Here is a 22,884-nt window from a genome sequence, read left to right on the forward strand (position 1 = left end):
TAAATGTATGCACTAATTAGATTATACTTATAACTTAATAAGAATACAACATAAAGCTTTATATTAAAGTGAGAGCTTTTATTTAATATTCATCAAATAAAAATGAGGGTGGCAATAAGGCACCCATTTTCGTCACATTAATTTTCTACTCTTTGATCTATAACTTTTATTTCAGCAATATCAACAATTCTTTTCGCATTGATTAAATCTAGCGGATAATTCTTTTCTCTTAATATTCTAACTGCTTTTGTTTTACTAGAATCATTTTTTAGTTGAATTACGGCTTCGTCAATAAAACTTTGCTCATTACAAGTAAATAATCTTCTTAATTTTTTTATTTCCTTAGATTGAATATAATTTGATAATGCTAGTACAATTAGCAGTATACTTAATAGAATTTTAATTTAATATCTCTCCTTTCTAATAAAGTTGTTTACTATTATACCACATGACGTTTGCATCAATTTTCTCTTTTCCAAACACTCAACAACCATACTATATCTTTTATTACTTGTTTGGACTCGTCTATAAAGTTCCCTGTATTTTTTCTTATTTTACATCTTATTTGTTACGTATATAATATACTGGAAATGAATTTAGTTAGTATCTAAAAAGTAAAGGTTAACTATAAGGTTACTAAAAAAGCTTTTTAATGAATAATAACAAACAAAACAATTGATTATTCAATAAAAAGCTTTATACTTTTAGTAATTTAATTATTATATTATAAGCTTATCTTTATACTTCTATAGACAATAAGTCTCTTACAAATTCCTCAACTTTTTCCTTAGGAGTTGCCCAAGAAGTTATTAAACGAATTACTGTAATATTTTCATCAAGTTGACCCCATATTGTGTAGATATATTTCTTATCAAGCTCTTTAAGTACTTTATTAGGTAATTCTACAAATATCTGATTAGTAGGAGAATTTACATAAAATGAATATCCCGCTTTGGTTATTCCTTCCCTTAAGATATCTGACATAAGGTTTGCATGTTTAGCAATGTTTTCGTATAAATTATTATTCATAAGTTCAGTAAATTGGACAGACATAGCTCTCGTTTTTGATAGAAGTCCACCTCTTTGTTTTAAATGCCATCTAAAATGACCTTTTAAATTTTCGTTTTTGATTACTAATGCTTCTCCATACATTGCTCCATTTTTAGTGCCTCCAATATAAAAAGCATCACATACTTTCGGCATATCTTCAAATACCAAATCGTTTTTGTCTAATGTCAATGCACAGCCAATTCTAGCTCCATCTACGAATAAATAAATTCCAAGTTCTCTACAACAGTCATGAAGAGATTTCAACTCATTTTTATCATAAACTGTTCCTAATTCAGTAGGATTTGATATGTACACTAAGCGTGGATATGGTGAGAAATTTGTTTGATGATGAGCATCAAACACACTCTTAACCATATCAGCGGTAAGTTTTCCATCTTGAGTTGGTACAGTAAACACTTTATGTCCTGTAGCCTCAATAGCGCCAGTTTCACTTCCAACAATATGTCCACTCTCTGCTGATATGACAGCTTCATGAGCTCTTAAAAAAGCTGCAGTTGCTAGTAGATTAGCTTGAGTACCGCCACTTATAAAGTGAACATCAACACTATTATCTTTTATTTTATTTTTTATAGCATCGATAGCTTCAAAACTAAATTCATCAAGACCATAACCTTCAGCTTGAATCATGTTTGTATCCACTATTCTTTGAAGTACTTTTGGATGTGCTATTTCACTATAATCATTTTTGAAACTGTACATTTAAACATCTCCTTTTAGTCTAAATAGTCAAAATTTTTAATAATTGAATCAAAATAATTCTAAATCAATTATATTAAATTGTCAATCGACAAGTATAAAAAAGGAGTCCTTTTTATGGACACCTTTTTAAATTTTTTCTCTTTATTATTTATATATATCTACATTAATGTAATTAATCAACCATTACTCCATTTAGAGAAAATGTTCTAGCTTCTGTTATTTTTACGCGTACCAATTTACCAATCAGATCTTTATTCCCACCATCAAAGTTAACTAATTTATTTTGTCTAGTTCTACCTGAAAGTTTTTCTTCATTGTTTTTACTTCTACCCTCAACCAAAACCTCTACAACTTTTCCTTTATATGAATCATTGATTTCTGCTGATATCTTATTTACTGAATCCAGAACTCTTTGGAATCTCTTATGGACTATATCTTCTGGTATTTGATCTTCCATTTCAGCTGCAGGTGTTCCCTTACGTTTCGAATAAATAAAAGTAAAAGCAGAATCATATTTTACTTTTTCAATTACATCTATAGTATCATCGATATCTTCATCCGTTTCACCAGGAAATCCAATCATTAAATCTGTTGAAAATGATATATCTGGAACTTCTCTCTTAGCTTTTTCTATTATCTCTAAGTAGTATTCTTTTGTATAGTGTCTATTCATCTTTTTAAGAAGTTTTGTACTTCCTATTTGTATTGGTAAATGTAGATATTCACATACTTTCTCACAATCTCGTATTGCATATATTACTTCATCAGATATATCCTTTGGATGAGATGTCATAAATCTAATTCTATCTAAGCCTTCTATATCATTAACCATTCTAAGAAGCTCAGCAAATGTAATTTTACTATCTAGTGTTTTTCCATATGAATCTACATTTTGTCCAAGAAGAGTTACTTCTTTTGTACCATTTGCTACTAAAGTTTTTATTTCATCAATTATATCTTCTGGTGTTCTACTTCTCTCTCTACCTCTTGTATAAGGAACTATACAGTATGTACAGAAGTTGTTACACCCGTACATTATATTTACAAAAGCTTTTAGCTCAAACTTTCTGTTACTTTTTAGTCCTTCAACTACTTCTCCATCAACATCCCAGACATCTACTAGAGTCTTCTCTCTTTTCATTGTCTCTGTTAACATCTCTGGGAATTTATATAAATTATGTGTCCCGAATATTAAGTCTACATGTTTATATTTCTTCTTAATTTCTTCAACTATATGGGGTTGTTGCATCATGCAACCACATACTACTATTTTCATATCTGGATTTTTTTCTTTCTGTGACTTTAAATGTCCCAAATTACCATATACTTTTAGCTCTGCATTTTCCCTAACTGCACATGTGTTGTAAATTATAAGATCAGCCTCTGATGAATCTTCAGTTGCATCATAACCCATAGCATTTAACATTGCTAGTAACTTTTCTGAGTCGTGTTCATTCATCTGACATCCGTATGTAACTGAAAACACGAGTTTTCTTTCTCCTGTTCGGTTGAAATAGTCTTCATTTATTCTATGCATTGCTTCTATATATTTATCTTGTTCTTCTACTTTTTCTATAGGAAGATTAATTTGTTTTCTTTTACTCATTGTCTTTCGTCTCCTTAGTTTTTGCTAATTTTCACATTAGATTATTATATCAAATTAGAGTCGATTACTCAAATCGAAAAAAATAAAAAAAGATAAATATACAGTAAAGTATTACTAATCTTATACTACATTGTCAATAGAGAAAACGCCTCCTACATTTCCGCTATTAACATTGGTATGATTCCTTTTTCATCGAATATATCCATACTATTACCTCTTAAGGATAGTATCATCAATGAAGTGATTTTAAGCATTTATTCTAATAAGTATCTACAACTTAAATTAGAACATATATATGTAATAAATCATTTAGGAGGTTATTATGTACGAAAACTTTTTCCCAGATTCGGTTCCTATTGAACTGAAGAATACAATAGATATGCTTGGTGAATCTATAATAACTAAAGAAAGACATTTACAATTTTTTCAATGGTTACTTGATCATGTTAGAATAGCAGAACTTTCTCCTATACCTTCTCTTTCTCTAGCTCAGGCTAAAGAGGTAATAACACTTTTAGAATCTATAAGAGATGAAGAGTTAAAACATGCTGACATACTGCATAATATGTATTTTCGGCTTGCAGGTACTTACGCTCCATTATATGATGGTGCCTTTTATCCACCCAAAAATCTTATTTCAGGACTAGAAAACGCTCTTGTAGAAAATTTAGAATCCGTTAAAAAATATAAAATCACAATGAATAGATTGCAATATCCTAATGATAGAGATTTGATTTCAAGTATAATATCTGATGAACTAAATCATGTTGACTTATATAATTCTTTACTTATGCAATTTGTAAACCTTAATATAGAATAAATATCAAAATAGAGTAGCAATTTAACTACTCTTATGTTTACTATCAACATATATTTACTATCTTTTTACCAATCAACTATTTTTCAAATCATTGAGAATAATTTTCATTAAATAACACTTTCTCAACATAAATTTCATATTATATATCAGTGGACAAGAATATAATCCGCTAAAGTTATCATTTCATTTATACACTTCCTTCAAAGTAAATAAAATTATTGACTATCTCCTACAGTTAGTTTTATGTATATTTTATTAACTCCTATATTGTTAGAGCGAAGGTATAGTAATTTAAAACATGCCATCTTACTAGGTTTAATAGGATGGCATGCTCTTTTAGATTACATTATTTTTCTAGATTCCAACCACTCTACTACTATCATATAGGTATCTTTAAAGTCTTTACATACAAGATTAGTTATGCCAATATCGAACAAGGTTTTTATTTAGTTCTATCGAGAGATTTATTCACATGTATACAATTCCATTGTATACAACTAAAAGTAATTAAAACTATAATGTTTTGATTACCAAATTATTATTATAGATATTCATTTTTCAGTATAATATCTAATTAAAAGGGGTGTGACTTTATTAATAGATGTGATACAATACAATCATAAAATTAGATTGGAGGTATTAGTATGAAAGAAATTAGGAAAATGAAGGCAGTTTCTACCTCACATACTAATAGAAAGGATGTGATAAAATTATTAAAGGAGAAATAAAAAAATGAAAAATATACCAAACCCCAATGAAATTTTCCCAAATGAATATAAAACTTCTTGTTTTATTAAAAATGTAATAACTGCTCCCAATATTTTTATTGGTGAATATACTTATTATGACGATTCTGCAGATCCAACAGCGTTTGAAAAAAATAATGTACTTTTTAATTATCCAGAATTTGGAGATAAATTAGTTATTGGAAAGTTCTGTTCAATTGCAAGTGGAACCAAATTCATTATGGGTTCAGCAAATCACAGAATTAGTAGCGTTACAGCATATCCATTCAATATATTTGGTGGAGAATGGACCAAAGTTACTCCACCCCATATGTCTCAACTTCCTGTAAAAGGAGATACTATAATTGGCAATGACGTATGGATTGGTCGTGAAAGCATAATAATGCCAGGTGTTAAAATTGGAGATGGTGCCATTATTGCCGCTTACTCTGTAGTAACAAAGGATGTAGAACCATATAGTTTAGTGGGCGGAAATCCAGCAAAGTTTATTAAGAAAAGATTTGATAATGATTTAATTGAAATGTTATTGCAAGTAAAATGGTGGGACTATGAACAAAAAGATTTAGTAGAATTACTTCCTATGTTATGTAACTGTAACTTAGAAGAAGTTAAAAAAGAGTTACGAATAATAATACAAAATAGTAAATAAGAAAATGGGTAGCAATTAAGCTACCCTATTATTTTACATTAATTTCCTAACTTCCTACCACTCAATAACTAGTCTATAAGTCTCCTTAAAGTAGTTTCCCACAAACTTAGTTACATTATCAGGGAACTTCTCTAATCCCTGGAAGCTCCACCACCTATAGCGTAAGCATTTCTACACTTGTATTGTAATCTGCAATATATACTATAGTTAAGCGTACTTCCGCCTGCTCCTAATATATAGCATACTTCATAACCAAAAAAAGAAAAGACCTAGAGATAATATAAGTCTAAGGGGATTGCATCAGTTGGCAAAAGACCAAAATTCCACATCTCTTTTAACTATAAAACACTTAAAAGGGCTCAGACACTTATTTATCTCAGCCCTACATACAATAGTAAATTCCTTTGTATTTTATTAGCTCTTCTTGTTATCTTGAATATTATTTGCTTTATTGTGTCCTGCCTTTGCTTTACCCTGTATTTCTGGAACAGGCTCTACATCATTCTTTTTTATTTTCATTTTTTTATTGCTTTCTGTTCCGTGCGGATCCTTTGGATCCGGTCTTTTCATGCCTGCTTTAGCCATAATTCACCATCCCGTATAAATAATTTCGTACGCTATTATCATTAGCCGTTGATTAGGTTTCTATACCTGCAGACTACACAATTAGATTTCTGAATAAAATCCTCTACTCTGCAAATAATAAATCTACAAATAATAAAATGAAGGAGAATAATCATGGCTAAAGATTCACAACTTGATCCAAAACCAATCCGTAAACAAAAATCAAAAGGTGGCCCGACTATGGCAGAGAGCGCATTAGACGGTGAAAGCCGTAACGCAAAGAAGCAGTCTGGTAGTCGCCATAAACCCGGTAACGATAAATAATAAATTTCTTACAAAGGAGCAAATTATATGAATCGTGATAAACTAATAGACGAGATAAAAAACGAATATGCCAAAATAGCCGCTTCTGAATCCCAAGAGCATTTCAACCAAACTACAACTGATATGACACCAGAAGCTTATTATGAAAACATATTAGACAAAGCCATCAATGAAATTAGCAAAGGAACTTTTGATGATTTTAAATCTGGAGAGGAAATAGTAACAGCTATTGCAAATGATAAAACTTTACTTTCAGATTGGAAGTAATCTAGTCACTAATTAACTGCAAATGGAAACCGCAGTCCACTTTTATAAGGGACTGCGGTATCATACTTGGTTTAATATCATAAAAATCCATTCTTACTGAATCTTTCTGATATTCACTAAATTATTTAATACTATGTTCTAAGCTTAATTTTAGATTTCTCTTTGTAGTTACTTAGTTTCCTATACTTTTGACAGGAGTTATAGACTCAAATTCAGATACTGAATTGTCATATCCATGTGCAAATGGCCAAAGTTCCTCTCCTCTTTTACCTAATATCCTTCTTATAAAGCTCGAAGCTGAAATGAAGTTGCAATAGTTTTACTTATGACATGAATTTATCCTATGTCAATTCCTTACCCATTATCGCTAAGTAACCAAAGTCTTCAAAACCTTATAAAATTTATATGATGGAAATTCTCTTTCGGTATTTAAAATTATCCCGTTGATTCCTTCTTTTTTTATATCTATTTCAATTTCTTTTAAAAATTCACTACCAATACCTTTGTTTTGTAAACTATGATTTATACAAAATTCATCTATATAGTATTCTAAACCTTTTATCCAAGGTTTTCTCATTCCAATACTTAATCCTTGGATTTTTCCATCAATTATAGCAACATAACCTAAAAAATAATTATTATAAAAATGGTGTTTAAAAAAAGATATAACCTGGTCTCTTGATTCATACACATCATTCCAAGGCTCTTTAGAAAAGGTTGAAATAAATAAGTCAACACAATCTTTTATCATATATTCTTCTAATTTTTTAACTATCATATCTTCTGTCTTTACTCCTTATTTTTATTTAAGTTAAAATATTACAGTCAATATAAAGTATATATTTACTTGAAATTATAACCTTATTTACATTATTATAGCAGTAAAATAGGAAAATGTTTACACTATTCTCTACACTTATATTGATTAATAATGTATTTAATTAACAACTCTATATCTATGAAATTAATTATGGCAATAAAAAACACCCGCTTGGGATACGGATGTTTTTAGGTCTGAACATTGGAATCATCTTGCCTTTTGATTTTATCAAATCTCATACACATTATAACAATTAGTTATGTTAATTTTGTTAACAAAAAGTTAAATATCCTTTGTTATAATGTATTTCTATATAACCTACTTTTAGAATTCATTAACCCTATATTTGTCGAGGATCAGCAGCCTCTTGCTTTTATGCTATTAATATTGGCTTAGTACCTTTTTCATCGAATACAACCATACTATAAGCCTCTTAATTTTAATATGGTCAAACATGAATAATTTTAAGCTTCTTTTTATAAATGTATCAAAAAAATTATTTAACACATATATCTATATTAAAACATTTAGGAGGTTTATTATGTATCAAAATATTTACCCAAATCCTATTCAATTGCAAAATTCAATAAATTTGATACAGGATACAATAAACTCTATGGAGCAAGATTTTCTTTTATATAATTGGTTAAGTGATAAAATGCCTATTTCAGAATTTCAAACATTACCCTCACCTAATGCTGAAGAATTATATGATATTCTAGAAATAATTGAAACACTAAAAAACGATAACATCAATAATAGAAATTTGTTGAAAGAAATATATTATCAACTGACAGGTACTTATGCCAATATCAAACAAGGTTTTTATTTCGTTCCGCCGAGAGATTTATTTACAGGTATATACGGTTCCATTGTAAAATCTACTAAGTATGTAAAGCAACTAGGTCTCATAATGTTTGGATTACCAAATTATTACTATAGAGATGCACTTTTCAGTATAATTTCTGATGAATTAAATCATGGAACTTTACTTAATTATGTGTATTCAAAATTAATACGCATTCAAAATGAGCAAAATCTTAATATACCTATACAATTACAATAGTTTATATTGTCTGTTGTATAAATAAGGCATGAATAATAAAAAACAAGAGTAGCTAAATATGCTACTCTTTTCACTATTCTTTACAATCATTTGATAACTTATATTCTCTAATACCCTTCAAAACTGGCTGCCTTAATGCACCCTTTTCATTTGGCTATTCTATCTTAATCCAGTCTTTACTCTTTTTACCAAAATGGCGTAGGCTATAAAAGAAACTGAATACTTAAAGCAGTAGTTCATTTTAATACTAGTCTTTCTTATTTAAAGCACAACGAAAAATCGCTGTGCTTTAGTTTTTGTTTTGAAAATTAATTTATTATATCTACTGTGCTACATATATGATTCTACCTTCTGATCCAGTAATAGTAGGAACTAAGTTTGTAGTGTTTTCAAAAGTGAAGGTTTTGCTTGTATTAGCCGCAATTGTACCTTCAGCGATCTGACTTACTACAAAAGTCACTTCTCTAGTTAGAGCAGTTCCAGGAGTAGAGTCTGTAAGAAGTGCAGAATAATATATATTTGAATTTCCTGCATAATCAAATGCATCAGTATTAGTAAAGGTTATGTCAAAAAATGAATTTGGTTTACTAGGGTCTAAGGGTTCAGCACTAGTTACTGTTACATTAATTGCCATAGAAAACACCTCCTTTTTAATAAAATTTTATAAAATCTTGGTTGAATAAGACTTTATAAAATATTATATTCAAACGAGCAGAAAGAAGTGAAATATGATGAAAAATGTATAAAATAGTAAAAATTAAGACCATTTAGTCTCAATAATACAAAAATTGTATACAATATAGGAAGGAGGTGTAATAATATGAGCTTAATAGATTTAAAATGTCAGGAATCAATCAGCTTTTCAAAAGATTGTAACTATATAAATAAGGATAATGAAAATTTACTATTAGGTCGTAGTGATTACTGTGATTATCTAATCTACTTATATTTTGATTTACTTCCATGCTCTTTTTTAAAAGACATAAAACAGGCTAAGCTTATCCTTTTTAAATTGCCTCCAAAGTTAAGAAATCAAATTTATTATAGAAATCAGTATGCTAAGTATAGTATATATCCATTGATGGATTTTTTTAGCATTTATTATTGTTGTCTAAATATAAAATATAATCAAGAAGTGAATTTCGAAGATAAACATTGCTGTAGCTACTCAGAGGTCGACATAACTTCTATTGTAAAAACTTGGCTAGAGGAAGAAATAGAAAATAAAGGCTTATTATTAACGGGAAATATAGATACGCGGGTTATTACCTATGCATCCGATAGATATAGAATAAAAGGAATGCAACCAAGGCTTAGGTTAATTTATGAGGAAAGTTATATATGCCCACCATTGGAAACAATTGCTTGTAACGTAGAGGTTCATTAATAAGATATGCCACCTTACCAAGTATAATAAGGTGGCATGTTATTTTTTCAATCTATATAAATTTTCTATTTTCCAACCACTCAACTACTAAACTATGCGTTGCTGTATAATACAATTTCTAATTTAATACAATAATAGCAGATTAAATAATGGGATTTGTGCTTATCGATAAAAAAGACCTAGAAAATTAATCTAAGTAGATATTCGCTATTAGATATATCATGTTTCCGATTGTAAAACAGGCAATAAAAATGAAATAGTTTATATAAATCTAATTATCACTTTTTTCTATTTGTTTTAAATATATAACAATATCTTCATAATTATAACCATTAATAACTCTTGAAACTTTTTCTTTCTCAATACTAAGTTTATCATTGTCTCCAGAAATAATTGTAGCTATATTATCTTTATACTCAGACTTATTAATATTTACATCTAACCCAATATCATTTATATTACCGTATAAATAACATACAGGTTTATTATCTTTTATAAATACCATTTGTGTCATGTCTGTGCCTTCAGTTTCAGTGATATCTCTCCACTCATAACCAACTTTATTGTATATGATTTCTCTTGGTGTTTCTGGAGCAAATACATATGCCTTATCCCATTTAAATGGTGTTATTTCTGATAAACTGGCCTCTTTAACTTTATCATCAATCTCATATAACGCCATCGACAACAACCCTAAATTCTCATCTTCTTTGCGTAAGTCACTCAGGTCAAATTTAGTTAAATCACTAGTTTTATTAACAACATTCCACTCATTATTTTTCTTTTCTAATTTAAAGTTTATTTTAGATATACACTCGCCATGTTTACCCGGTTGTGTAACTATTACATTTTCGCCAGACTTGTTTTTATAATTATGTTGAGTAATTTGCTTATGTGTATGACCAGCAACTATTGCATCTATTCCATCTACTTCATGTGCCAAATCTTGTATTCTATTACCTGGATTTTTTGGTTTCTTAGGATTTTCACCTGAATGAACAACTGCTACTATAATATCAGCTTTATCTTTTTTCATTTTTCCAACCCATTTGTTAGCATCTTTTACTAAATCATTCATATATAATTTACCCTCATACTGTGACTGATCTTTTAATTCTCTGGATTTTGATTCAATAATTTTTCCAGACTGAGTTCCATCATCTACCCAATCTTTACTTTCGCCAACTTCTTTTATTGTAAGGCCTAAAATGCCTAACTTTACTATCCCACTTGATGTTGGAATATCTTTTATTATATAAGGATCAGTATAACTTTCACCATCTTTTTTATATGTATTCGCTGATAATACTTTTATATCCTGCTTTTTAAAGTCAGAAATCATATTATCTAAGTCAAATTTATTATTAGACACAAACTCATGATTACCAAGTACTACTGCATCATACCCTACTTTTTTCATGTCTTTTGCAATAGGTACTTCTATGTATGTATCAGGGCTTTCATTCCTTTTATCAAAATATTTAGCCATGTCATTATCACCAATGCTTCCAGAATCAAAAAAGTCACCAGCATCAACCAATGTTAAATTTTTATCTTTATTAAACTCATTCTTTACAAATGAAGATAACTTATAAGGTATTTCTCCATGTAAATCAGTAGTGGCTAATATGTTTATTTCTTCTTTGTCATTACTACAACCTGTTATTAGAAAAACAGTTAATACTACCAAATATGTCATTAATATTTTTCTCATTACTTAAACCTCCTGATTAGTACTTTGTATAATTTGACACATTTTATAGTATATCTGAAAACATATTATTATTTTGGATTATTTTGTCGAATTAATTATTAAAAGTTATTAATTCATTAAATCAAACAAACTAGGTTAACGATGCACAAATTGAACTGTATTATTAGCTAAAAAAGGGTAGCAAATAAATAAGCTACCCCTCTTCAATGTTCAATAGTTTGTTTTATATAGGATTGCCTACAGTATTGTGCAAATACTCAAATACTAATCCTCCCCTATCGGATTGTCTATTAAAGTAGCAAATTGGAATTCATGTTGATGTTCATCATTAACTGTAGTGTCTCCCTCAACAAAGTGAACATGTCTACCATTTCCAACTGGAATAGCAGGACCTGTTACATCACAAATTTTGTGGAAGTGATCTTCAAAAAAATCTGTTCTGTTATTAAGCTTATGAAAATGACAGCCATCTGATGTGAAAATTGCTTCTCCTGTTACACATGCAAAACGGTGATTATGTGGTTCTTCCTCAGGCTCTGCGATTTTAACACTTCCTTCATACTCATGTGTATGAGTTTGCTCTTCATCCCAATTAGATCCCCATTGACAATGTTCTTTATCTCTGTGGCAATGGCAATGCTCTCTATCTCTATGGCAATTTTCTTTTCTACATTCACATCTATTACAATTCATAAAATTTCTATCCCCTTTTAAATATATTATGAGATATATATGCTTCTCACAATATTATAATATGAATCTTATACTTAAATGTTGCAAAATACGACACTAAATATTATAAAATCTTTTTTATAAAAATCCCAGCTATTCTTTCGACTAATTTTTACTATTTTCATCAATTATCTAAAATATTTTATGTATTAATCGCACCTTTTAGACTAAACTTCATAGAATATATTAGTGGACAAGTAATTCTTAATCCACTATAGCATTTAAGTGACTTCAAAGTGAATTAACAAAACTTATTCTTTCAATATATAGTGAATTTATCCATTAATTCTATAATATAGTGTATGGAGAAAATATAGTAATGTAACAACATGCCATCTTTTCAATAAGGTGGCATGTCTTATTTCACATTATATAAATTGTTATTGTAAAGGGATAGCAATTAACCTATCCATTTAATAATTATCTTTTTTAATATCATTTTCAACCATTCTACAACTAATCCGTTATAAACTAATCTCCTCTATTTTACTGTTAATTCAATAATGAGAATCACTTTTTATATCATAAAAAAAGAACCCTATTACTAGAGTTCTTCAGATATTTTATTAGATTCTTTATATCTTTTTATAATTATAGATATAAAATATCCTATACAAAATGTTACAAGATAATATGCTACATATGATATAATTCCGGTGCTTCCAAATCCCAATAATCTTAAAATAATAGCTGAACCTAAGAGTGATATAATAACAGAATGTTTCAAATCTATTTGCATTATCATACAGATAATACCACTAAGTAAAAATGAAATTGGGATGTATAGCACAATACCTGAAACATATATATCATTTATATCTAACATAGATAATCCCAAACTAGTTGTTATTATATTGTTAAATGATAACAAAGATATTACAATCATTGTTATTATTGGTAAAAATGATCCTAAAATAATTTTTTTCATAATTTATACCTCCTTCTTCTATATTTTAACACAATTAAAAATTGTTATCCTAAAATAAGAAAATACCTTAAATTAATTGTTCTTAGACTTATGTATCTATTCCCGTAATCAAAAATAGTTAATAATTGATATAGTATTAATAAACATATTATAAATAACAGGAGGCTAAAAAGAATGTATATGCTCAACTAAAGGATAATAATGTAATATACTTACTTATTAAATAATTGATTGGTTGATACTGTAAATAATAAAAAGTATAATAGTCTTAATAAATAAAAAATGCTACATATTGATATGTATCAAACTCTGTTATTTACAGAGTAATAAAATTCTAAAGGGGGATATTATGATAAAGATTATAGCAAAATTCTTTATAAAAGAAAATGAATTAGACAATGCTTTAAATTTATGCGAAAGACTTGTTGTTGAAACAAGAAAAGAAGATGGTTGCATAAGCTATGAAGTGTACCAAGATAAAAGCTATAAGAATCAAATTGTAATTTTAGAAGAATGGAAAAATCAAGATTGTTTAGATAATCATTCTCAAGCTGACCATTTTAAATATTATGTTCCACAAATAGTAGAATTAAGTAAAGATAAAACAACTAATTTTTACACTAAAATTATATAATAAACGAAGTAAGAAAGTTTATGGTAATCTTAATAAATTCCGTTTACTCTCCTACTTTAATTAATAATTAAATAATTAAATTATTGTTTAAATTAAAAGAATATATAAAAATCAAGGAGTATTGTAAATGAATATTACAGTTGTAAATTACAATCCAAACTGGGAAAAAAATTACATAGAAGAACAACAGTTAATTAGCCAAATCTTAAAAAATGAATTAGTTGAATGTTTTCATATCGGTAGTACTTCTGTTCCAAATTTAAAGGCAAAGCCTATCATTGACATTTTGCTTGTTGTAAATGACATAAATATATTGGATAACTACTCATTTTATTTTGAAAATATTGGTTACGAAATCATGGGTGAATATGGAATTATAGGAAGAAGATATTTCCGAAAAGGCGGAGATAACCGAACTCACCAAATTCATGCATTTCAATATGACAATATTCAAGAGATAGAAAGACATCTAGCTTTTAGAGATTATCTACGCCAAAATCCAAAAATATCTAAGGAGTATGGAGAGTTAAAAAGTAAATTAGCTCAGATATATCCAACCGACATTGATGCGTACTGTGATGCTAAAGATAGTTTTGTTAAAAAAATAGAAAAAGATGCTCTTAAATGGCATTGGTGTACTAGATAAAACTTTAAAAAGTCATAAAAATAATAGGGTAGCTTTTAAGCAACCCTATTTTATTAAAATCTTAAAACTTTATTTATTATACGAAAAAGATACTTAAAACCGAAAGTATGATTATATCACATTTAATACGTTTAATTTATCTTGTTTTTTCATTTACAATTATCTTAAAAGTGCAACCACATATTTTACATGTATATATATCATAATGTTTTTCGATTTTATGATAACCTACTTGTTCAGACTCTACAGATCGGATCCTTGTAAACTCATGCTCACCATGTTCACAAGGTATTTGCCTAAACATTACAATCCCCCTTATAGATTGTATTAATGTTATTTAAATTTTATTAAATCTCAAAATACATACCATAATTTAATACTATTATCTCTAATAGCTACTTAATTTACTTATATTGCTATGTAGGGTAGTACATACTTTATTAATTTCAAAGTTTAACCCTACAATATCTATTATATTAATCATTATTACATTAAGTTAATATGTTTATAATTTTAGAAGATACCTATACTTAAATGAAATCTTTTTTTATAATTTTTAAAATTTGAAAATTATATATAGATATTGAAATAATATCCTTTCATTAGAGTAATTTCATAATTAAAATTGACTCACATATTTACAATTTGGATCGGTAAATCTTAATTATTTAAACTTAATGTATTTTTCCATAAATTTTGGTAATAATAAAAGAATCGGATATAAAAGTAATCCGATAAATGATTTTATAAATAGGAGGACGTAAATTTGAAAGCTAAAGTTGATAAGGATTTATGTATAGGATGTGGCCTATGCCCATCTATATGTCCTGATATATTTTCTATGGATGATTCCTCAGACAAAGCAGTTGCAAGTGACAAAGATATTTCAGATGAATTAGTAGATTCTGCTAAAGAGGCTGAAAATAGCTGTCCAGTCGATGCTATAGTAGTTGAATAAATCCCAATCTTAAATAACCCTATTTATATAAAAATGGGGTTATTTAATCTTACTTATTACAGCCATCCGGTATCAGTATATCTAATACAAAGACTCTAGAATTATCTAGGATTACATATATAATTATTGAATACTATTTATCTAACTCACCTTTAAATATTTCTTTATGGCCACATTCAGTACATTTTGCATCAATTAAAATTGACTTTGAATCAGATTTTTTTTCATTAATAGATCCATTTTCTCCCTCAACAAAAATATATTTATTTTCACATACAGGACAATCCAGATTTGTGGTTAACATTCCATCGTTGTCTTTTGTTAATTTATACATGTTACACCTCCTAATTATAATAAATAAACTTATTTGTTTTAATAAACCTATTGAATAAATTATATATAATAATTACCCATTATTCCACAAATTTATAGTATTATTTATACTTTACTAAAAATCATTTTTTATAAAGTTCTTATTGAGATTTATAAATTACTATTTTAGTCCATCAATTTTGCTTTAATAATCAATCTATGAGTTGCTGATCTTATAGGAGTACAAGTTACTAGAGTGAGTGTAGAGTCTTCTGTATCATTTAAAACAGATACCTCCTCAGGCAAAACCACAAATTTTTTGTCTACTACATATGTAAACTCACCATTTTTTGTTTGAACTTTTATTTCATCATCTTTCTCTACCTCATCCAGTCTATTGAAAAATTGATTATATGTATAGCTCCTATGTCCTGCTATTGCGCTATTTCCTAACTCTCCTGGATATGGTGTATCTGGAAAATGTCCTGCAGCATATTTTAAAGTCTTCATATCAACACCCTCACCTACCGCTACTCTTAAATCTATTTTTGGAATTGATACTATTCCAACTGTACCATTACGATCAATAGACTGATGTGATGCTTTTGATTCGGAGGTTGAGCCTTGATCTGATTTAGATTCCACCTCATTATCCTCATATATATTGGTTTCTTTTTCATCCTCTTTGTTAATAGATTTTTCAAACTCATTTATCATCTTTTTTTGCCTTATATATCCCTCGTACTTCATATAGACTGCTGAAAATACTATTGTCAATCCAAATAGAACTAGTATTATACCCAATTTTTTTCTTTTCATAAAATCACCTCATTATTCGTATAAAAAAAGCTATGAAGTTTGAAATACAGTTTCTTCATAGCTTTTAATATATATATTATTTATATACTTAGTTATTTATTTCTTTTTAATAAGAAATATAAACCAGACAGAATTACTAAAATTCCAATACTTAATATTACAACTGTATCAAATAAGCTACCAGTTTTAGGAAGAACACTAACTACTTTATCTAATATATTGTTTTTAGTTATTAGATTATCCTTAGCGGATAAAGATCCATTATCTTTTTCTTTACTGTCTATAGTGCTATCCTTCTTCTTATTAGAAACTGTCAGGTCTTTAGTTTCTGTTGTTTGAATACTAACCTTATTTTCATCTTTACTTAAAATATAACCCTCAGGTGCTCTTGTTTCTTTTATTATATATTCTCCATATTCAATTGATTCAAATATTACAATACCATCTACGTCGGTTGTAGAAACTTCAATTTCTTTACCATCTTTATAGTATAATGTAAATTCAGATCCATTTAATGTTTTCTTAGATTTTTCATCTATTTTCGTAATTCTAATTGATCCTCTAATCCTTGTATTTGAAATACTGTTTGGATCAGCTTTAACTACTTTTTTGTTTTTACTTACTATAGCCTTTAGAACTTTATCACTTAATGTGTAGCCCTTTGGAGCTTTAGTTTCTTTAATTACATAACTTCCATATTCAACATTTTTAAATTTAACTAATCCATTTCTATCGCTTACTGCTGTATCTATTGGACTTTCAAATTTTGTATCAGTTTCTTTATATAGAGTGAATTCAGCTCCTTTTAATCTCTCTTTGTTTTCACCTAGTTTGGTAAACTCTATACTTCCTTTTGTCTTTGTATTTGATATACTCACTGGGTTAGTTTTAACTGTTTCCCCATTAGTTGTAATACTTGCTTTTAATACATTGTTTGTTAACTCATACCCTTCTGGGGCTTTAGTTTCTTTTATTATATAGTATCCGAATTCTATATTCTTAAATACAACTTTTCCAGTGCCATTACTTTCTGCTTTCGCTATCTCGTTTTCATAGTTCTTGTCTGTTGCTTTATATAGTTTAAATTCTGCCCCTTTTAATGGTTCTTTGTTATCTCCTAGTTTTGTAAACTCGATACTTCCTCTTATCTTTGTATTTGATACACTATTTGGATCAGCTTCAACTGATTTTTTGTTTTCACTTACTGTAGCCTTTAACACTTTATCTGATTTTATATATCCTGCCGGAGCTTTTGTTTCTTTAATTACATAGTTTCCGTACTCAACATTTTTAAACTTAACTAATCCATTTCTATCGCTTACTGCTGTATCTATTGGACTTTCAAATTTTGAATCAGTGTCTTTATATAAAGTGAATTCAGCTCCTTTTAATTTCTCTTTGTTTTCACCTAGTTTGGTAAACTCAATACTTCCTTTTGTCTTTGTATTTGATATACTCTCTGGGTTAGTTTTTACTGTTTTTCCATCTGTTGTAATACTTGCTTTTAATACTTTGTTTGTTAGTTCATAACCTTCTGGGGCTTTAGTTTCTTTTATTATATAATCACCGAACTCTATATTCTTAAATACAACTTTTCCAGTGTCATCGCTTTCTGCTGTCGCTATCTCGTTTTCATAATTTTTGTCCGATGCTTTATATAGTTTAAATTCTGCTCCTTTTAATGGTTCTTTGTTATCACCTAGTTTCGTAAACTCTATACTTCCTCTTATCTTTGTATTTGATATACTATTTGGATCAGCTTCAACTGATTTTTTGTTTTCACTTACTGAAGCCTTTAATACTTGATCAGATTTTATATATCCTGCCGGAGCTTTTGTTTCTTTAATTACATAGTTTCCGTACTCAACATTTTTAAACTTAACCAATCCATCTATATCACTTACTGCGGTTGCTATTGGTTTTTTAAATTCTGTATCTGAAGATTCATAAAGCTCAAACTCTGCTCCTTTTAATTTTTCTTTGTTTTCACCTAGTTTTGTAAACTCTATACTTCCTTTTGTCTCTGTATTGGATATACTCTCTGGGTTAGTTTTAACTCTTTTCCCATCTGTTGTAATACTTGCTTTTAATACTTTGTTTGTTAGCTCATAACCTTCTGGGGCTTTAGTTTCTTTTATTATATAATCACCGAACTCTATATTCTTAAATACAACTTTTCCAGTGTCATCGCTTTCTGCTGTCGCTATCTCGTTTTCATAATTTTTGTCCGATGCTTTATATAGTTTAAATTCTGCTCCTTTTAATGGTTCTTTGTTATCACCTAGTTTCGTAAACTCGATACTTCCTCTTATCTTTGTATTTGATACACTATTTGGATCAGCTTCAACTGATTTTTTGTTTTCACTTACTGTAGCCTTTAACACTTTATCTGATTTTATATATCCTGCCGGAGCTTTAGTTTCTTTAATTACATAACTTCCATATTCAACATTTTTAAATTTAACCAATCCATTTCTATCGCTTACTGCTGTATCTATTGGACTTTCAAATTTTGTATCAGTGTCTTTATATAGAGTGAATTCAGCTCCTTTTAATTTCTCTTCATTTTCACCTAGTTTGGTAAACTCTATACTTCCTTTTGTCTTTGTATTTGATATACTCTCTGGGTTAGTTTTTACTATTTTTCCATCTGTTGTAATACTTGCTTTTAATACTTTGTTTGTTAACTCATACCCATCTGGGGCTTTCGTTTCTTTTATTATATAATCACCGAACTCTATGTCCTTAAACATTACTTTTCCAGTGTCATTACTTTCTGATGTCGCTATCTCGTTTTCATAGTTCTTGTCTGTAGCTTTATATAGTTTAAATTCTGCCCCTTTTAATGGTTCTTTGTTATCTCCTAGTTTAGTAAACTCGATACTTCCTCTTATCTTTGTATTTGATACACTATTTGGATCAGCTTCAACTGATTTTTTGTTTTCACTTACTGAAGCCTTTAGTATTTTATCACTTAATGTGTATCCTTTTGGAGCTTTGGTTTCTTTTATTACATATTCGCCATAATCTACATTTTTAAATTCAACTATACCTTTTTTATCACTTACTACTGTATCTATTGGATTTTCAAATTGTGTATCTGAAGATTTATATAGAGTAAATTCAGCTCCCTTAAGTAAGTCACCATTTTCATCTAACTTATTGAAAATGATATCCCCTTTAACACTTATATTTTTATAGTTATATATAATATTTTTATTATCTTTTGAGTTTTTTAATTGAAATTTATATGATTCATTACTCATTAGATATCCTTCAGGAGCAACTTTTTCTCTTACATAATAGTCTGTGTCAAATTTTAACTTATCAAATAGTACTTCCCCATTTTCTCCTGTTTTGTCGGATACTTTTATAACATTGTTAAATTTATCGACTAGCTCAAATACTGCCCCTTTTAATTTAACATTTTCATCTTCATTGTTTACTTTCACTACTTTAATACTTCCTGTTTCGCCTGATCCTCCACCACCAGCACCTTGGTATACAACTTCTATACCATTACTTGTTGATGTCTCAGTCATTCCAGTACCTTTAAACGATATAGTATTAGTAAAAGGAGATTTTGACTTGTCGACTACGTTTGTTCTAAAAGAAAGTACATATGCATCTTCAGTAGGTGATGGCAAATAAAAGTTAAATTCTCTAGTAGTCATGTCATATTTGACGTTATTTTTACCTAGTTCTACTTCTTCACCTTTAGTAAGTGATCCATTTTGATTTTGTATTTGCTTATATAATTTTACGGAAGTTGTATCCAGTTCAAGACCTTCTTGTAATATATCTTTTAAAACTACATCTTTCATTAGAATCTTGTTTGAATTAATAGTAACATCCCAATCTATATAAGAATTCCCTCTGATGTAATTCCCTTCTTTTTTTACTAATGTGTTTTTTATTTTCCCAGTACCTGTGCTTTCAACACCTCCAGGAACTAAATGAGTTATAAGCTTTGCAGTATTTTCTATAATTTTCTCACCATTAGTATTAAAAATTGAGGTATCAGTTACTTTCGTTTTAAAAGTGATTGTTTGCTCTTTATCAATATTTTCTTTAAAAGTATATTTTAATGTTTTGCTGTCTTTATCATATTTATAATTTGAAGAATCTACATTACTTCCATTTATAGTTACTGAATCTGGTACAAATTCTTGACCTTCTCTTATGACATCTATAACAGAAACGTTTGTAAGAGGCATATTATTTCTATTTACTACTATCTTCCATGTAATCTCTCTTTTTACATAGTCATAATCAGAACTTGATTTGTCTATAACTTGACTTATTATTCTTTGAGTAGCAGTAGAGTCTGATTCTTCGATATTTTCGCCAGTTAGTTTTGCATTATTATAGTAATCCTTATTCGTATTTCCAGCATATACATTTTTATCTGTCACTTTAGTTTTAAAACTTATAACGTATGTATCCTTTATATTTTCATTAAATTTATATGTTATAGTTCCTGTTGGATCATCGCTACTCGATTTTTTGTAGCTAAATTGTCCATTTGGATCATTCCCAGTTGATGAATGATTATATATTTCAAATGAGCCCTCTACAAATTCTTGACCTTTCATTATATCATCAGTAACTACTGCATTTTGTATATCTATCTTATTTCTATTTACGACAATTTCCCATGTAATTTCTCCTGTAGAAGGATTATATCCTTTGCCGTGTTTTGAAATAACACTTGAATATACTCCAACTTCAGTACCATCTGATGCATTACTACCATTTTTATCTGTTATAGTTACATTGTTGTTAAAATTCTTACCATCATTAGAATGATAGACATCCTCATCCACAACTTTTGTTGAAAATTCAATTTTATGTGGCTTATCGATAGTCCCTAATCTATAGGTAAATTTTTGACCTTCTATATCATAAGCAGAAGCAGGAGCATTCTCACCATTTACCATAACACTGCCTTCTACAAATTTTAAACCATCTGGAATATTATCTGTTACCACAGCATTTTCAATAGTTTGTGCATTATCGTTTACATTAATAGTCCACTTAATACTCTTTGTAGCTTCATCATATTCACCTGTTTTTTGAATAAAATCTGGTTTTATTTCAACAGTTGCCTCGTTTGAAACCACTTGAGTACCATCATGAATAAAAGTTGCTTTATTTTTTTCTATTATTGTTTTGCCATGCGATTCTAATCCCATACTTGCCAGTTTTGTTTTAAAAGTAATTCTTTGCTCTGTCTCAATTGTATCCGGAAAAGTATACGTTAATTCTCTTTTAACATTATCGTAATTGTAATTTGCTTCTGCATCTTTCCCGTTAATTTTAACTGATCCCTCAATAAATTCTTGATTTTCTGAGATAAAATCAACAATTTGTGCATTTTCAACCTTTGCCTTTTCTGGGTTAACTAAAACTTCCCAAGTTATTTCATTTTTAGAAGCATCATAACTTCCTTTTTTATGTACCGAAGCATCAGGTTTTTCTGGCTGTTCAAATTCTACGTCAATATCTTTTGAATTTCCTGAACCACCTAAGTCAAATTCTATTGGCACTTTGTTTTCTCCACCAATTTCTTTTTCGTCGAAGTTAGTCTGTATATAAAAGTATCCAGAAACATTAGAGTGTTTTTCAACAAATTCCGTAAATACAATTGTTACTTTCCCATCAATGTCTATTGTCACATCAGCTATCTTTTCATCAGAATTCTCATCTGTGATTTCAACCTTCATCTGTTTAATTATCTCAAATTCTTTCGGAATATGCATAATATAACTCTGGCCATTTTTTATATCTCCTTGATTAGGTAGTTCAAATTTATAGTTTAATTTAACCTCTGCATTTGTATTTATTGGCCCTGATATAGGTTCACCGTTACCATCCGTTATTGTAACGTCTGTGATAAATGGAAATTCTGTGATATTATCTTCAGCATTTACCTGCAGCGCCGGTAAGAATGAAAAAAATTGAAATATCATAGCTAATATAGTTATATAAGAACAAAATTTTCGTTTAATATTTATTCTCCTCATAATAAAACCCTCCCTTAGTCTAAATAATCTACTTATAAAGTAATCTTCTAATAAGTAAACTATTTTTAATTATATCGACTAAAAGTTTTACTATAT

At 28.6% G+C, this 22,884-nt stretch carries 21 protein-coding genes; 9 read left to right on the forward strand and 12 right to left on the reverse strand.

Features of this window, described 5'->3' with window-relative positions; genetic code table 11:
* Positions 1-738: 738 nt before the first annotated feature.
* Positions 739-1,770 carry a threonine aldolase family protein gene (locus tag KQI18_RS09800; RefSeq protein WP_216467630.1) on the reverse strand — a complete coding sequence of 344 codons (1,032 nt, stop codon included), beginning with the start codon at positions 1,768-1,770 and terminating at the stop codon, positions 739-741.
* Between the two features lie 172 nt (positions 1,771-1,942).
* Positions 1,943-3,376 (reverse strand): tRNA (N6-isopentenyl adenosine(37)-C2)-methylthiotransferase MiaB, encoded by a 1,434-nt coding sequence (gene miaB / locus KQI18_RS09805; RefSeq protein ID WP_216467632.1) that lies wholly within the window; start codon positions 3,374-3,376, stop codon positions 1,943-1,945.
* A 322-nt stretch (positions 3,377-3,698) separates the two neighbouring features.
* Between miaB and KQI18_RS09810 the strand changes: the two genes are divergently transcribed.
* Entirely contained in the window at positions 3,699-4,196 is a 498-nt protein-coding gene (locus KQI18_RS09810) for a ferritin-like domain-containing protein (protein ID WP_216467634.1), read from the forward strand.
* 732 nt (positions 4,197-4,928) lie between these two features.
* On the forward strand, positions 4,929-5,591 hold the full coding sequence (locus KQI18_RS09815) for a CatB-related O-acetyltransferase (protein WP_216467636.1): 663 nt from the start codon (positions 4,929-4,931) through the stop codon (positions 5,589-5,591).
* Between the two features lie 414 nt (positions 5,592-6,005).
* Here KQI18_RS09815 and KQI18_RS09820 read toward each other — a convergent pair whose 3' ends face one another.
* Positions 6,006-6,176, reverse strand: a complete 171-nt coding sequence (locus KQI18_RS09820; protein ID WP_216467638.1) for a hypothetical protein — start codon at positions 6,174-6,176, stop codon at positions 6,006-6,008.
* 153 nt (positions 6,177-6,329) lie between these two features.
* On the opposite strand from KQI18_RS09820, the gene KQI18_RS09825 reads away from it, so the two are divergent.
* Both KQI18_RS09825 and KQI18_RS09830 read left to right on the forward strand, forming a co-directional pair.
* Complete coding sequence (locus tag KQI18_RS09825) at positions 6,330-6,479, forward strand: hypothetical protein (protein ID WP_200865870.1); 150 nt, start codon at positions 6,330-6,332, stop codon at positions 6,477-6,479.
* 27 nt (positions 6,480-6,506) lie between these two features.
* On the forward strand, positions 6,507-6,746 hold the full coding sequence (locus KQI18_RS09830; RefSeq protein WP_216467640.1) for a hypothetical protein: 240 nt from the start codon (positions 6,507-6,509) through the stop codon (positions 6,744-6,746).
* A gap of 367 nt (positions 6,747-7,113) precedes the next feature.
* On the opposite strand, the gene KQI18_RS09835 is transcribed toward KQI18_RS09830, so the two are convergent.
* The gene (locus KQI18_RS09835; protein WP_216467645.1) at positions 7,114-7,524 is read right to left on the reverse strand and encodes a GNAT family N-acetyltransferase; all 411 of its coding nucleotides are present in this window, start codon (positions 7,522-7,524) and stop codon (positions 7,114-7,116) included.
* Between the two features lie 583 nt (positions 7,525-8,107).
* Here KQI18_RS09835 and KQI18_RS09840 point away from each other — a divergent pair.
* Positions 8,108-8,632, forward strand: coding sequence for a hypothetical protein (locus KQI18_RS09840; protein WP_216467647.1), 525 nt, complete (start codon positions 8,108-8,110; stop codon positions 8,630-8,632).
* A 322-nt stretch (positions 8,633-8,954) separates the two neighbouring features.
* Here the strand turns inward: KQI18_RS09840 and KQI18_RS09845 are convergent, their stop codons facing one another.
* Positions 8,955-9,266, reverse strand: a complete 312-nt coding sequence (locus tag KQI18_RS09845; protein WP_216467648.1) for a hypothetical protein — start codon at positions 9,264-9,266, stop codon at positions 8,955-8,957.
* Between the two features lie 186 nt (positions 9,267-9,452).
* Here KQI18_RS09845 and KQI18_RS09850 point away from each other — a divergent pair, with 186 nt between their 5' ends.
* Complete coding sequence (locus KQI18_RS09850) at positions 9,453-10,019, forward strand: DNRLRE domain-containing protein (RefSeq protein WP_216467650.1); 567 nt, start codon at positions 9,453-9,455, stop codon at positions 10,017-10,019.
* Positions 10,020-10,290: 271 nt separating this feature from the next.
* On the opposite strand, the gene KQI18_RS09855 is transcribed toward KQI18_RS09850, so the two are convergent.
* From KQI18_RS09855 to KQI18_RS09865, 3 genes are all read right to left on the reverse strand, one after another.
* Complete coding sequence (locus KQI18_RS09855; protein ID WP_216467651.1) at positions 10,291-11,733, reverse strand: metallophosphoesterase; 1,443 nt, start codon at positions 11,731-11,733, stop codon at positions 10,291-10,293.
* 264 nt (positions 11,734-11,997) lie between these two features.
* Complete coding sequence (locus tag KQI18_RS09860) at positions 11,998-12,426, reverse strand: YmaF family protein (protein ID WP_216467652.1); 429 nt, start codon at positions 12,424-12,426, stop codon at positions 11,998-12,000.
* 583 nt (positions 12,427-13,009) lie between these two features.
* On the reverse strand, positions 13,010-13,393 hold the full coding sequence (locus tag KQI18_RS09865) for a hypothetical protein (protein ID WP_216467654.1): 384 nt from the start codon (positions 13,391-13,393) through the stop codon (positions 13,010-13,012).
* Between the two features lie 349 nt (positions 13,394-13,742).
* Between KQI18_RS09865 and KQI18_RS09870 the strand changes: the two genes are divergently transcribed.
* Together KQI18_RS09870 and KQI18_RS09875 are read left to right on the forward strand one after the other, a co-directional pair.
* Positions 13,743-14,027 (forward strand): putative quinol monooxygenase, encoded by a 285-nt coding sequence (locus tag KQI18_RS09870; protein ID WP_216467656.1) that lies wholly within the window; start codon positions 13,743-13,745, stop codon positions 14,025-14,027.
* 127 nt (positions 14,028-14,154) lie between these two features.
* Positions 14,155-14,673 (forward strand): GrpB family protein, encoded by a 519-nt coding sequence (locus KQI18_RS09875; RefSeq protein WP_216467657.1) that lies wholly within the window; start codon positions 14,155-14,157, stop codon positions 14,671-14,673.
* Between the two features lie 136 nt (positions 14,674-14,809).
* On the opposite strand, the gene KQI18_RS09880 is transcribed toward KQI18_RS09875, so the two are convergent.
* Entirely contained in the window at positions 14,810-14,977 is a 168-nt protein-coding gene (locus tag KQI18_RS09880) for a hypothetical protein (protein WP_216467658.1), read from the reverse strand.
* Positions 14,978-15,439: 462 nt separating this feature from the next.
* Between KQI18_RS09880 and KQI18_RS09885 the strand changes: the two genes are divergently transcribed.
* Positions 15,440-15,631: a ferredoxin gene (locus tag KQI18_RS09885; protein WP_216467659.1), complete on the forward strand. Its 192-nt coding sequence runs from the start codon at positions 15,440-15,442 to the stop codon at positions 15,629-15,631.
* A 133-nt stretch (positions 15,632-15,764) separates the two neighbouring features.
* Here the strand turns inward: KQI18_RS09885 and KQI18_RS09890 are convergent, their stop codons facing one another.
* From KQI18_RS09890 to KQI18_RS09900, 3 genes are all read right to left on the reverse strand, one after another.
* Positions 15,765-15,965, reverse strand: coding sequence for a hypothetical protein (locus KQI18_RS09890; RefSeq protein ID WP_216467660.1), 201 nt, complete (start codon positions 15,963-15,965; stop codon positions 15,765-15,767).
* 164 nt (positions 15,966-16,129) lie between these two features.
* Entirely contained in the window at positions 16,130-16,762 is a 633-nt protein-coding gene (locus KQI18_RS09895; protein WP_216467661.1) for a class D sortase, read from the reverse strand.
* Between the two features lie 92 nt (positions 16,763-16,854).
* Positions 16,855-22,788 (reverse strand): LPXTG cell wall anchor domain-containing protein, encoded by a 5,934-nt coding sequence (locus tag KQI18_RS09900; RefSeq protein WP_216467662.1) that lies wholly within the window; start codon positions 22,786-22,788, stop codon positions 16,855-16,857.
* Positions 22,789-22,884: the final 96 nt, after the last annotated feature.

The sequence above is a fragment of the Metaclostridioides mangenotii genome, from assembly GCF_018917235.1.
Lineage (GTDB): Bacteria > Bacillota > Clostridia > Peptostreptococcales > Peptostreptococcaceae > Metaclostridioides.

Excerpts from the sequence above, each read along its gene's own strand:
- KQI18_RS09800 (WP_216467630.1), bottom strand. The coding sequence starts at position 1,770 with ATGTACAGTTTCAAAAATGATTATAGTGAAATAGCACATCCAAAAGTA.
- miaB (WP_216467632.1), bottom strand. The coding sequence starts at position 3,376 with ATGAGTAAAAGAAAACAAATTAATCTTCCTATAGAAAAAGTAGAAGAA.
- KQI18_RS09810 (WP_216467634.1), top strand. The coding sequence starts at position 3,699 with ATGTACGAAAACTTTTTCCCAGATTCGGTTCCTATTGAACTGAAGAAT.
- KQI18_RS09815 (WP_216467636.1), top strand. The coding sequence starts at position 4,929 with ATGAAAAATATACCAAACCCCAATGAAATTTTCCCAAATGAATATAAA.
- KQI18_RS09820 (WP_216467638.1), bottom strand. The coding sequence starts at position 6,176 with ATGGCTAAAGCAGGCATGAAAAGACCGGATCCAAAGGATCCGCACGGA.
- KQI18_RS09825 (WP_200865870.1), top strand. The coding sequence starts at position 6,330 with ATGGCTAAAGATTCACAACTTGATCCAAAACCAATCCGTAAACAAAAA.
- KQI18_RS09830 (WP_216467640.1), top strand. The coding sequence starts at position 6,507 with ATGAATCGTGATAAACTAATAGACGAGATAAAAAACGAATATGCCAAA.
- KQI18_RS09835 (WP_216467645.1), bottom strand. The coding sequence starts at position 7,524 with ATGATAGTTAAAAAATTAGAAGAATATATGATAAAAGATTGTGTTGAC.
- KQI18_RS09840 (WP_216467647.1), top strand. The coding sequence starts at position 8,108 with ATGTATCAAAATATTTACCCAAATCCTATTCAATTGCAAAATTCAATA.
- KQI18_RS09845 (WP_216467648.1), bottom strand. The coding sequence starts at position 9,266 with ATGGCAATTAATGTAACAGTAACTAGTGCTGAACCCTTAGACCCTAGT.
- KQI18_RS09850 (WP_216467650.1), top strand. The coding sequence starts at position 9,453 with ATGAGCTTAATAGATTTAAAATGTCAGGAATCAATCAGCTTTTCAAAA.
- KQI18_RS09855 (WP_216467651.1), bottom strand. The coding sequence starts at position 11,733 with ATGAGAAAAATATTAATGACATATTTGGTAGTATTAACTGTTTTTCTA.
- KQI18_RS09860 (WP_216467652.1), bottom strand. The coding sequence starts at position 12,426 with ATGAATTGTAATAGATGTGAATGTAGAAAAGAAAATTGCCATAGAGAT.
- KQI18_RS09865 (WP_216467654.1), bottom strand. The coding sequence starts at position 13,393 with ATGAAAAAAATTATTTTAGGATCATTTTTACCAATAATAACAATGATT.
- KQI18_RS09870 (WP_216467656.1), top strand. The coding sequence starts at position 13,743 with ATGATAAAGATTATAGCAAAATTCTTTATAAAAGAAAATGAATTAGAC.
- KQI18_RS09875 (WP_216467657.1), top strand. The coding sequence starts at position 14,155 with ATGAATATTACAGTTGTAAATTACAATCCAAACTGGGAAAAAAATTAC.
- KQI18_RS09880 (WP_216467658.1), bottom strand. The coding sequence starts at position 14,977 with ATGTTTAGGCAAATACCTTGTGAACATGGTGAGCATGAGTTTACAAGG.
- KQI18_RS09890 (WP_216467660.1), bottom strand. The coding sequence starts at position 15,965 with ATGTATAAATTAACAAAAGACAACGATGGAATGTTAACCACAAATCTG.
- KQI18_RS09895 (WP_216467661.1), bottom strand. The coding sequence starts at position 16,762 with ATGAAAAGAAAAAAATTGGGTATAATACTAGTTCTATTTGGATTGACA.
- KQI18_RS09900 (WP_216467662.1), bottom strand. The coding sequence starts at position 22,788 with ATGAGGAGAATAAATATTAAACGAAAATTTTGTTCTTATATAACTATA.